Here is a 12222-nt window from a genome sequence, read left to right on the forward strand (position 1 = left end):
AGAAAGTAATTAACTTTCATCCTTGTATATATTACTACGATGTCCTACTTCCACCACACTTACCAATAAAACATCATCAAAAATCTCATAGATAACACGGTAATCACTGACCCTGATGCGATATAAATTTTCTTCACCTTTTAACTTTTTTACTCCGTTAGGACGAGGTTCTATTGCCAATTCATCTATCTTGATTTGGATACGTTCTTGCACTTCAGGAGATAGTTTTTTAAAGCCTTTCCTCGCACTCTTAGTAAATTTAACTTCGTAAGTCACGCAACATCCTTGTTTTTTTCATTAGCAATTTCTTGTTTAATTTCCTCCCAAGCAATCAGACTATTATTTTCAACATCAGTCTTAGCAGCATAATAGGCTTTTAAATCATTTTCTTCTGCTTCATCTTCGATTTTTTGCAATAGAGCGTAAATCTCATCTAGAGTACTATCATAAGCTTGATGCAAAAGTACATTGATTGCTTTGATTAATTGTTCACGTTCTTGTTCAGTTTTCATTTTCATATTTAGTTGCTCACAACAATGATGCTAACTTAATTTTGTTATTAGCGACCTATCAGACCTTATTATTAAAGAAATGACATTACAACTCAATTATTGCAGCGTCTAGAGGAGCGGAGAAATTAATTCTCAGCCTACCTCCGCGCCACTCTGCGTTAATAATAAGACTATGGCAACTACCAATTTAGAAACACTGACTGCTGCTTTTTCCGATATTGAAACCATCACTGACCCCAACCAAGTAGCCAAATTATCCCAGGATTACCACACATTTAGCCCTGTGCTTGTACCCAAATTAGCAGGCAAAGTCGGGGATATTGTTGTCCGCCCTGCCAACGAAGAAGAAGTAATTAAAGTAGCCTCGATATGTGCAGAATTACGCATACCTGTAACTGTGCGTGGTGCAGGAACCGGCAATTATGGGCAATGTGTACCGATGCACGGTGGCGTAATTTTAGACATGACCAAGATGCAGGAAATTCTCTGGATAAACCCAGGAGTAGCGCGGGTACAAGCTGGGGTGAAATTGGCAGCCTTAGATAAAAAAGCGCGAGAAATTGGCTGGGAAATGCGGATGGCACCTTCAACCTACCGCACAGCCACTATTGGGGGCTTTATCGCTGGTGGGAGTGGTGGTATTGGTTCAATACAGTATGGGTTACTGGGCGATCGCGGTAATCTTTTGGGATTGCGCGTGATAACTTTAGAATATGAACCCCGTGTTATAGAACTGCGTGGTGACGATGTGCAGAAAGTCAACCATGCTTGGGGAATTAACGGCATTATTACCGAAGTCGAAATTCCGTTAGGGACTGCTTATCCTTGGGCGGAAGTTATTGTCACCTTTAACGACTTTATGACAGCCGCTAAATTTGGTCAGGCATTAGGTAACGCTGATGGGATGATCAAAAAATTAATCTCTATCTTCGCTTCACCCATCCCAGAATACTTTAGTGCCTTACATCAATATATTCCTGTTGGTACTCATGGAGCCTTATTAATGATTGCAGAACCCAGTTTAGAACTATTACCGGGTTTGGTACAGCAATACAACGGTCAAATTACCTATCAAAAGCCAGCCCAAGAAGCAGGTAAGGGACTCAATTTAGCGGAATTTACCTGGAACCACACCACCTTACACGCCCGTAGTGTTGATACTTCCATTACCTACTTGCAATCTATCTTCCCCGCCGACAAAGGTTTAGAACTAGTAGAAGAGTTGTATCATTATTTCGGTGATGAAGTGATGATGCACTTAGAATTTATTCGCGTCAACGGCCGAGCCATACCTGCGGCTTTACAACTTGTACGTTACACCACCGAAGCACGCCTGAATGAAATTATCGAGTATCACGAAGCTAAAGGTGTGTTTATTGCCAACCCTCATACCTATATTATTGAAGACGGTGGCAGAAAAGTAATTGACCCTGAACAGTTGAAATTTAAAGAAATGGTTGACCCTTATGGGTTAATGAATCCTGGTAAGAGTAAAGTGCTGAGTGTTGAGTAAATATTCTTTCCCTGCCTCAACCGTATAGCGATAAGTAAAAAGGTAAAAGTAAAAAGGCAAAAATTAAGAATACTTTTGACTTTTGGTTTTTTACTTTTGACTTCTCCTACCTTGCCATAACGATAATTTTTAACACTGAACTACTTAAACTAATGAAAGGTATTGCAACCGATATTGCATCTATTGTTGGCGAAGAAAATATTATTCTTTGGGAAAATCTCGCAGCCAGTCAACAAAAATCTATTCAACAGGCGACATCTGCTGTAAATTCCCCTTGTATTGTCTATCCCCACACTCCAACACAATTATCTCAAGTCATGGCCACCGCCTATCAAAATCAGTGGCGAGTCCTGCCTTGTGGGAGTGGTAGTAAACTGAACTGGGGTGGTTTAGCCAAAGGTATTGATATTGTCGTCAGTACAGAACGAATTAACCAACTCATTGAACATGCAGTTGGAGATTTGACTATTACAGTCGAAGCGGGGATGAAATTCGCCCAAATCCAAGAAATTTTGGCAAGATCACGCCAATTTCTTGCCCTTGACCCCACAACCCCAGAAACAGCAACTATTGGTGGTATCGTAGCTACTGGCGATACAGGTTCTCTGCGACAACGTTATGGTAGTGTGCGTGATCAGTTACTTGGTATTACCTTTGTACGTGCGGATGGACAAATTGCCAAAGCTGGTGGACGAGTTGTTAAAAACGTTGCTGGCTACGACTTGATGAAGTTGTTTACTGGGTCTTACGGCACATTAGGAATTATTAGTCAAGTAACTTTTCGTGTGTATCCGATGCAAGAAGTATCGGGTACTGTGGTGTTAACTGGTAAAGCAGAGGCTATCTCTCAAGCTGCTTCTACATTGCGAGGTTCGGCGTTAACCCCAACCCAAGCTGATTTACTATCTGCACAACTTGTATCTAACTTAGGTTTGGGTACAGGATTAGGATTAATTGCCCGTTTCCAAAGTATTAGTGAAAGTGTCAAAGAACAATCAAACCGCCTTTTGGAAGTTGGGACAAAATTGGGGTTAAATGGTGCAGTATACGCCGATGCCGATGATACCAATCTATGGCAGAGATTACAAAACCAAATCAAATCTATTCACACAGATTCGGCAATTACTTGCAAAATAGGAGTATTACCAAGCGCGGCTGTGGAGATTTTAAATCAGGTGAACATTGGTTTAGTTCATATTAGTAGCGGTTTGGGTTGGCTACAATTAGAGGAGCAGAATCAAGTTTTAAAAATCCGCGATCGCACTCAACATAATCAAGGTTTCTTATCTATTTTAACTGCACCTGTAACAGTCAAGCAAAATATTGATGTTTGGGGTAACATCGGTAATGCTTTGCCCTTGATGCGTCGCATTAAAGCACAGTTTGATAGCCAAAATATTTTAAGTCCGGGTCGATTTGTCGGTGGAATTTAACGAATTACCACTAAGAAAGTCCTTATGAAACTTATTTCATAGCCCAGCATAAAAGAGTGACTAGTATGTTTACTCAGCAGTCAGCAATTTATATGAGAAAGGGACTCTTCACTCTTGACTAAGTAATAGGATTTTTACTCAGCACTCAGCACTCAGCACTCAGCACTTTCAACTCATAGAGGAAATATGCAAGTTTCAGAAAATTCTGTTAACAACATTGCTAGTATTAAAAATTTAAAAGGTTTTGATAATAATCATCCACCTGACCCCAAGTTGATTGATACTTGTGTACATTGTGGATTTTGTCTTTCAACTTGTCCTAGTTATCGGGTAATTGGTAAAGAGATGGATTCTCCCAGAGGGCGTATCTATCTGATGGATGCAATTAATGAAGGTGAAATTGCCCTAAATACAGCTACAATTGAACATTTTGATAGTTGTTTAGGGTGTCTAGCTTGTGTTTCCACTTGTCCTTCCGGCGTACAATATGACAAACTAATTTCCGCCACCCGTCATCAAGTTGAACGTAATTATTCCCGCAGTTTACCAGATAAACTTATTCGCCTACTAATATTTTCTCTGTTTCCCAACCCAGATATTTTACGCATTTTACTTGTGCCATTATTTGTTTATCAAAAGTTGGGATTTTCTAAATTATTACAAGCAACTGGTATTCTCCAGAAAATCTCGCCACGCTTGGCAGCAATGGAATCAATTCTGCCACAAATTACTGCCAAATCTTTTCAAGATAATTTACCAGATATTATTCCCGCTAAAGGTACAAAACGCTATCGAGTCGGCGTGATTTTAGGATGTGTGCAACGGCTGTTTTTCTCACCTGTGAATGAAGCGACAGTGCGAGTATTAACAGCGAACGGTTGTGAGGTGGTAATTCCCAAATCTCAAGGTTGTTGTGCTGCACTTCCCGAACACCAAGGACAAACCGGACAAGCCAAAGCTTTAGCCAGACAAATGATTGATAGTTTCGCTGATACTGATGTCGATTTCGTGATTATAAACGCTGCTGGTTGTGGACATACATTAAAAGAATATGGTCACATTTTAGCTGATGATCCAGAATATCGAGAAAAGGCAGAGAATTTTGCCGCTAAAGTCAAAGACGCGCAAGAGTTTTTAGCCACTGTTGGCTTAACAGCTAAACTATCACCACTCACAGATAAACCTTTAACTGTGGTTTATCAAGATGCTTGTCATTTATTACATGGACAAAAAATTAGTTTGCAACCGCGTCAATTATTACGTCAAATTCCTGGCGTGACTTTACGAGAACCTTTAGACGCGGCTTTGTGTTGTGGTAGTGCTGGGGTTTATAACCTATTACAACCAGAAGTTGCTGAGGAATTAGGTAAGCAAAAGGTACAAAATTTATTAAATACTGGTGCTAATTTAATTGCTTCTCCAAATCCTGGTTGTAGTTTACAAATTACCAAGCATTTAGAATTGCAAGGTAAAAATATTGCGGTGATGCACCCAATGGAGTTGTTAGATTATGCAATTCAGGGTTTGCAGTTGAGATTGTAATTTCATGGCCTTAGCGACTAAAAGTCGCGGCTATACTGACAAAACCCACCTACGTGGGTTCAAAACCATGTAGAGACGTTATATGTAACGTCTCTACAGTATTCAAGAAATAGCAACTGCTGTGTCTAAGTATACGCAGTAACCCAACAAAGTCTTGAAAATCTTGGGTTCCGTTCCTCCACCCAACCTACACCAATCTAAGTTGTTACCTGTTGTCCTAGCCAGTTAACTCTGATTAATTCACGTTCACTAAAAAGACACCATTCAATTAACTGGCGTACAGACGATGGAGTAATAATGGAATCTATTTCCCATTGTGGACAAAGTACACGAATCCAATTATTACCTGCATCTGGTAGCCCAGGAAATTCTTTACCAATGTTAATTAAATAACATGTTGATGCAGGCTGCTGTAAATGATATTTAACAATAAAATTTTTATTTTCAGAAATTACGTGTAAGACAAAATCATTTGAATCTGGATCATCTTTTACATACCAGATAAATTTACGATTATTAATTACAATTTTCCGCCGATTTTTAGTGCTGACAGCCATAATTTCAAACTCTTATAACTTTGTGTCCTACTCTTTGGGAAGTCACTTCGTGTCTATGTGTCCTTTGCGATACCCTACCCTTCATTTTCTCCGCAGTATTACGGAAAACTGCTTGCGCGTCTACGTTTCTTCATACTTTGGCGTAAGTCTTTTGGGATCAAAAAAACCAATGCTTTACTTGTAAAGACCTACTTATTTGGGAATCATAAGTTAGACAACCTTTGTTGAAGGTTAAATTCTTTCTGCAATTCGCACGGAGACTGAAAATGCAGTCAAATACGATAAAGCCGCAATTCCCTGTCAAGCTTGACCGCCCATTTATTTTAGCAGCCCTGATAATCCCTCTGGTTCACATTGGGTTAGGGTACTTGGGTTTATCTATGACATTTGTGGGTGGCGCATCGGCTTTTTGGCCTTCTTTGGGTGTGTTTGTTGCGGCGATGTTATTGATAGGCTATCGGGTTTGGCCTATCTTATTTGTCAGTGATTTTATTGTTAGTTATATTATTTTTTTTAAGCATAATTTACTAATTAGTAGTATTATTCCTGCGGTTAATTTAATTACGCCTTTTGTTGCGACCTTTTTAATTCAGCGATTTATTAAGCGGCGCTATTTTTTAGAGCGATCGCAAGATGTTTTTAAGTTTATCATTTTAACCATACCCAGCCCCCTCATTAGTTCTGTACTGGCTGCATTGACGCTTTGTATTAGCGGAATTGCACCTTGGCCAGTATTTGGTAATGTTTTTCGTACTTGGTTAACATCAGACAGCGCAGGTATTTTAATTGTCACACCTTTACTGTTGGCATGGTTGCAACAGTCACCATCACCCAGAAACTTTCATCGTCAACAAATTATCGAACTCGTATTTGTCTTACTGTTAATGATGGCGGTGGTTCGAGTCGCCTTTTCTGGGGGATACCCCATTGAATATATGATTATCCCGCCGTTGATTTGGACAGCATATCGGTTTGACGCGCGGATCTCGACGGTGGCTGTACTCATTGTCTGTGCGATCGCAGTTTTTGGTACTGTTAACGGTTTTGGTTCTTTTGCTAAACAACAATCACCCAATGAATCACTGATTCTACTGCAATCATTCATTTGTGTGATTGCTACCACTACTTTTATCATCTCTGCGGTAACTCATGAAAACCAAAAATCAGCCACAATTCTTCGCCAAGCCAATGATGAACTAGAAAAGCGTGTAGCCGAACGCACGGCGGAACTGCAAGAGGCCAAAAATGCTGCGGAAATTGCTAATCAAGCTAAAAGTGAATTTCTCGCTAACATGAGTCATGAATTACGCACACCTTTAAATGGCATCCTTGGTTACACTCAAATTCTCCAACGCACTGAAACCCTCACCGCAAAAGGATATAAAGGTATTGAAATTATCCATCAATGCGGCTTTCATCTCTTAACTTTAATTAATGATGTCCTGGATTTATCGAAAATCGAAGCCCGCAAAATGGAGTTACATCCCATTGATTTTCATTTCCCATCATTTCTAGAAGGAGTTGTAGAAATCTGCCGCATTAAAGCTGATCAAAAAGTCATTGCTTTTAATTATCAGCCCGATTCTCAAATTCCCATTGGTATCCAAGCTGATGAAAAAAGACTGCGGCAAGTATTAATTAATCTTTTAGGCAATGCCATCAAATTTACAGATAAAGGCGGAGTGACATTAAAAGTAAATGTCATTAATAAAGTAGAACAACAAGAAATAACTAACTACAAAATTCGCTTTCAAGTTGAAGACACAGGTGTAGGAATGACTGCAACACAATTGCAAAAAATCTTCCTACCCTTTGAACAAGTAGGAGAAATTAAAAAACAGGCTGAAGGTACGGGATTAGGATTAGCAATTAGTCAAAAAATTGTTAATTTAATGGGTAGTAGTTTACAAGTTGATAGTCAATTAGGGCAAGGCAGTACTTTCTGGTTTGAAGTTGAAATCCCTGAAGCCAAACAATGGGCGACAAGTTCCAGGGTGATGCAACAAGGCACTATCACAGGTTATCAAGGCGAAAAACGCACCATTTTATTAGTAGATGATAAGTGGGAAAATCGTTCGGTAATTCTCAATTTACTCGAACCCATTGGATTTACTTTAATCGAAGCGAGTAATGGACAAGAAGGAATTGATCAGGCGGTGACATCTTCACCAGATTTAATTATCACTGATTTAATGATGCCTGTGATGGATGGCTTTGAATTTATCGAACAAATTAAACAATCACCTCAGTTACAAAATGTTGCCATCATTGCTTCTTCGGCAAGTGTATTTGACAATGATCAAAATCGGAGTTTAGATGTTGGTGCAGATGCCTTTTTATCTAAGCCGATTGTTGCTGAGGTTTTATTAGAACTTTTGCGGGTACATCTGAATTTAACCTGGATTTATGCACCAACTTCGCTAATTACGACCAAAAGCCCAACTTATGAACAAGCTGATGTGAATGAACTGACTTTACCTGCTATTGATTTCTTAACTCACTTGTTGGAGTTAGCCAAAGAAGGTAATGTTGATGCTGTGTTGCAAGCAGTCAATAATTTAAAAATCGATGACCCTGTTTATGTTAATTTTGCTCAACAAGTAATTCAATTAGCAGAGAATTTTCAAATGAAGAAACTCAAAGAGATATTAACTCAATGGATAAATCAAGAGAATAACTAAATATTTGCCATAATAAGCTGATTGGATTTTTGAGAAAAATATAAGATACATCAAAAATCTTGTTATCCAAGTTTTAAGTAATTAATTCAGATATTTCATAATTTCTGTCTTATACTATAGCAATCCTCAATAATTTCCAGATATCTCTCTCGCTCATTACTTTTTTATTATCTCAAATAGGATTGCTATCTAGTGTTAATGCCTAATAAAAAACATATTTTAAACAATGCCAAATTCAGAATTTATTTTAATTGTTGATGATAATCCAACTAATTTGTCGGTATTATCACAAGCCCTAAAAAGTGCAGGTTTTGCGGTTAGAGTTGCGGAAGATGGAGAAAGTGCGATTGAATTAGTGCAGCATAAACCACCTGCATTAATTTTATTAGATGTGCAGATGCCAGGAATTGATGGGTTTGAAACTTGTCAGAAACTCAAAGCTGTTCCGTTAACGCAAAACATCCCAATTATTTTTATGACAGCCTTGGCGGATACGGAAAATAAGGTAAAAGGATTTTCTTTAGGTGCAGTTGATTATATTCCTAAACCTTTTGAACAAGCAGAAGTAATTGCGAGAGTACGAATGCACTTGCAACTCAAGCAATTGACAGATAATTTGGAACAACGTGTGATAGAGAGAACCGCAGCACTCAAACAAGCACAAGTACAACTAGTACAGCAAGAAAAACTATCTATGCTTGGTCAGTTGGTAGCAGGTGTAGCCCATGAAATGAATAATCCTATTAGCTGCATTGTGAGTAATTTACCTCCCGCCCAAGAGTATGTTGCTGAACTTGCCAAAATCCTGGAATTATGTCAACAAAATTATGAGCAATTACCAGCAGTAATTCAAAATACGATCGCAAATACAGATTTAGAATTTCTCTTAGAAGATTTACCAAAACTCCTTAATTCTATGGAGGTTAGCACGGTGAGAATTCAAGATATTTCCGTATCACTCCGAAATTTTGCCCGCGCTGACACATCAACAAAGGTTAAGTTTGATATCCATCAAGGAATTGATAGTACATTATTAATTCTGAGCCATCGCCTGAAAAGTATTGGGGCGCGACCGGAAATTCAAATTATCAAACAATACGATACTTTACCAAAAATTGAGTGTTATCCAGGGCAACTTAATCAAGTATTTATGAATATTTTAGCTAATGCCATTGATGCTGTAGAAGATGTTTGGCAAGCAAAACAGCAAGTCGATAATTCTTTGACAATCAAAATTTGTACAGAAATACTCACCCCAGAATCTATCAAGATTCGGATTTCTGATAATGGTATTGGGATGACAGAAGAAGTTCAACAACATATATTTGATAGTTTATTCACCACAAAAGCTGTTGGTAAAGGTACAGGATTGGGACTAGCGATCGCTCATCAAATTATAGTCGAAAAACATGGTGGAGCAATTGAAGTTCATTCTACCCCCAATCAAGGAACTGAATTTATCATCATCTTGCCTGTAGAAGACTAGTTATGAGAGATTATAGACTAAGCTAATTTAGCACAATTAAGATATTTTGCTACCCCAAAAATAACTCTTTTTTATGTCTTTTTTGTCATGTAATTTATGTCTTTTTAAATTTACATTTTTAGTTAAAATTATTAGCTAAAATCTTAAAAAACCTATATCTTATTAGTTATTCCAATTATTAAAAATCAAGCGCCAAAGACAAAACTACTGATTTGCATAGACAACATCCAGCAAACAAGACTTAATTTCTCCAAACCAAGGATTTTATAACATGATGTTAAATTCTCGTTCTGCTGGAATTTTTTGGCAAGCAGGTCTATTTTTCACAGGATTAATTAGCTGCTTAACCTGTATATCTAGCCCTGCATCAGCACAAACCGCAATAGAAAGTCCCATCAGCGATTTTTCCTCTGGCGACCCCGGTTCCTTTGCTGGCGCAGTAGTATATGTTACTCCTGGTGCCTATTTATCTACTGCTGCTGCTCAAATAAATCCACCCATAGGAACATTTTTTAGAGGAATTAATGGTAGTTTCACAGTTACAGGTGTGTCATATATAGATCCAATCACTCATATTTCCACACCAAGCGTTACACTCCACACAGGAGGATTATTTGCCCTACCTTATACAACACCAGAAGGTTCTATTCGAGGAGCCATAGTCGAAAGGCTCAGGTATGGTAATTTAACACTGGATGAATTTGCAGCAATTGTCAGGGCGGCTGTAGGTAATGATGGTTTAGATTAGTGAACAACAATCAGCCCTTGCGATTACTTCGCTTTGCTCATAATGACATAAAATTGTAGCCTGAGTGTAAATTCTGGCAATAATTTAGACTTGATATTATCAGGTGAAAAAGATACCCGACTTCTTCGAGAAGTCGGGTATCTAAACTATTCGATTTTTCATAAAGGAGAATTGATATTAATTGGTTAAACAAAGACTGGATACATTATTAGTAGAGTTAAATTTATGTGCTTCTCGTGCTTTAGCACAAAGACTCATTCAAGCGGGGGAAGTGACTGTTAATCAGCAGATAATTGATAAACCAGGGACAGAAGTAGATATAGCAGCGCAAATCAAAGTGAAAGAGCGATCGCGCTTTGTGTCTCGTGGTGGCGATAAACTAGCAAAAGCCTTGGAATTATTTGCGATTTCTACCGATGGAAGAATTTGTTTAGATGGGGGAATTTCTACAGGCGGCTTTACTGACTGTCTGCTGCAAGCTGGAGCCAGCTTAGTTTATGGTATTGATGTTGGTTATGGCCAAGTTGATTGGCGCTTACGAAATGATGCGCGGGTGATTTTGCGAGAACGGACAAATCTACGCCAATTACAGCCCCAACAATTATACGCTGGAGGCGATCGCATTCCCGATTTGGCGGTGGTAGATGTATCGTTTATTTCCTTAACCAAGATTTTGCCTGCACTGTGGCAATTAACTAAAGCCCCCCGTGAGGCGATTTTATTAGTCAAACCACAATTTGAGGTGGGAAAATCTCGTGTTGGCAAAAAAGGTGTAGTACGTGATTCTGACGACCAAGCTGATGCGATTTTTCAGGTATTACAAGCCGCAGATCAATTAGGCTGGAAATACAAAGGCTTAACTTGGTCGCCCATTACAGGCCCGGCTGGGAATGTGGAATATCTTTTATGGTTAGGGATGGAAAGTGAAACACCACCGCCAAATTTAGAGCTAATTAAACAACTGACGAAATCAGCAATGGCTAATTTACGGGATAATTAAACATCGTACATGAGACATTCTAAAGCGTCTGGATGGGTATCACAGAAGCTTTCTAGAGAAGTTTTACGGTGTTTTGCTTGTTGTTGATGAGCTTTTTCTGCTTGTAATTCTTCAACGATATCCCAAGCTACAGCACAGTTAGGAGAGCCATCGCCATTCATTTCACAAGTTGAACGAGCTTCGGAGATTGCTTCTAAAATTGCTTGCTCGATGGTTTTAGAGACATTTTGCTCAGATTGCTGTACGGTATCGAATCTGTCGTAGGTTGCTGTCATGATAAATCTACCTTTGTTTACTGAGATAGAGTGTGCGCTGCTGAGAAATACAGGAGCCAATACTTTCAGTTTAGATAAGCTCAAAAAAGATTGCTGTGGTGAACACCCTCTTTTAATAAACTAAATTGATTGGGTTTTCCCTCTTGTCATTTTTGATGCAAAAAGGTAAAAAGCCTGAAGAATTCAGGAGTCAGAATTAATTTGTGGGAGAAAAATACCCGCCACTGATAGTACAATACAGTTCAGTTAAGGCAACAACTTAGACTGGTGTAAGTTGGGTGGAAGAACAGAACCCAACATTCACACATACTTTGTTGGGTTACGCTATCGCTACACCCAACCTACTATTCTCTTAACTGACTCCTGACTCCTGAATTCTGAATTCTTCCCTTCTTAATGGTGCATTGTAAATTAGGAATTTAGCGCAATTATCAGCAGAATTTGATACAAGTTGATGAAGGCTGATGAACAGCAA

At 38.7% G+C, this 12222-nt stretch carries 11 protein-coding genes; 7 read left to right on the top strand and 4 right to left on the bottom strand.

The window, feature by feature from the left end; translation table 11 throughout:
- Positions 1–9 precede the first annotated feature (9 nt).
- Together H6G74_RS25165 and H6G74_RS25170 are read right to left on the bottom strand one after the other, a co-directional pair.
- Positions 10–276: a type II toxin-antitoxin system RelE family toxin gene (locus tag H6G74_RS25165; RefSeq protein WP_190970246.1), complete on the bottom strand. Its 267-nt coding sequence runs from the start codon at positions 274–276 to the stop codon at positions 10–12.
- On the bottom strand, positions 273–512 hold the full coding sequence (locus H6G74_RS25170; RefSeq protein WP_190970247.1) for a hypothetical protein: 240 nt from the start codon (positions 510–512) through the stop codon (positions 273–275). The genes H6G74_RS25165 and H6G74_RS25170 overlap by 4 nt, the downstream gene beginning before the upstream one ends.
- Before the next feature lie 172 nt (positions 513–684).
- Between H6G74_RS25170 and H6G74_RS25175 the strand changes: the two genes are divergently transcribed.
- The 3 genes from H6G74_RS25175 (at position 685) to H6G74_RS25185 (ending at position 5000) form a co-directional block, all read left to right on the top strand.
- Complete coding sequence (locus H6G74_RS25175; RefSeq protein ID WP_190970248.1) at positions 685–2025, top strand: FAD-binding oxidoreductase; 1341 nt, start codon at positions 685–687, stop codon at positions 2023–2025.
- A gap of 152 nt (positions 2026–2177) precedes the next feature.
- Positions 2178–3458, top strand: a complete 1281-nt coding sequence (locus tag H6G74_RS25180) for an FAD-binding oxidoreductase (RefSeq protein ID WP_190970249.1) — start codon at positions 2178–2180, stop codon at positions 3456–3458.
- A gap of 186 nt (positions 3459–3644) precedes the next feature.
- A complete protein-coding gene (locus H6G74_RS25185; RefSeq protein WP_190970250.1) occupies positions 3645–5000 on the top strand; it encodes a (Fe-S)-binding protein in 1356 nt (451 codons plus the stop codon).
- A 197-nt stretch (positions 5001–5197) separates the two neighbouring features.
- Here H6G74_RS25185 and H6G74_RS25190 read toward each other — a convergent pair whose 3' ends face one another.
- On the bottom strand, positions 5198–5557 hold the full coding sequence (locus tag H6G74_RS25190; RefSeq protein ID WP_190970251.1) for a hypothetical protein: 360 nt from the start codon (positions 5555–5557) through the stop codon (positions 5198–5200).
- Positions 5558–5823: 266 nt separating this feature from the next.
- Between H6G74_RS25190 and H6G74_RS25195 the strand changes: the two genes are divergently transcribed.
- The 4 genes from H6G74_RS25195 to H6G74_RS25210 all read left to right on the top strand — a co-directional run bounded on the left by H6G74_RS25195 (position 5824) and on the right by H6G74_RS25210 (position 11472).
- Positions 5824–8238: an MASE1 domain-containing protein gene (locus H6G74_RS25195; RefSeq protein ID WP_190970252.1), complete on the top strand. Its 2415-nt coding sequence runs from the start codon at positions 5824–5826 to the stop codon at positions 8236–8238.
- A gap of 226 nt (positions 8239–8464) precedes the next feature.
- Positions 8465–9724: a sensor histidine kinase gene (locus H6G74_RS25200; RefSeq protein ID WP_190970253.1), complete on the top strand. Its 1260-nt coding sequence runs from the start codon at positions 8465–8467 to the stop codon at positions 9722–9724.
- A gap of 271 nt (positions 9725–9995) precedes the next feature.
- The gene (locus H6G74_RS25205) at positions 9996–10472 is read left to right on the top strand and encodes a hypothetical protein (protein WP_190970254.1); all 477 of its coding nucleotides are present in this window, start codon (positions 9996–9998) and stop codon (positions 10470–10472) included.
- A 181-nt stretch (positions 10473–10653) separates the two neighbouring features.
- Positions 10654–11472, top strand: coding sequence for a TlyA family RNA methyltransferase (locus tag H6G74_RS25210; RefSeq protein WP_190970255.1), 819 nt, complete (start codon positions 10654–10656; stop codon positions 11470–11472).
- On the opposite strand, the gene H6G74_RS25215 is transcribed toward H6G74_RS25210, so the two are convergent.
- Complete coding sequence (locus H6G74_RS25215; protein WP_190970256.1) at positions 11469–11747, bottom strand: Calvin cycle protein CP12; 279 nt, start codon at positions 11745–11747, stop codon at positions 11469–11471. The two genes, H6G74_RS25210 and H6G74_RS25215, sit on opposite strands and share 4 nt — an antisense overlap.
- Between the last annotated feature and the right edge of the window lie 475 nt (positions 11748–12222).

Origin of the sequence: Nostoc spongiaeforme FACHB-130, assembly GCF_014698475.1 — a bacterium.
Taxonomy (GTDB): Bacteria; Cyanobacteriota; Cyanobacteriia; order Cyanobacteriales; family Nostocaceae; genus Nostoc_B; species Nostoc_B spongiaeforme.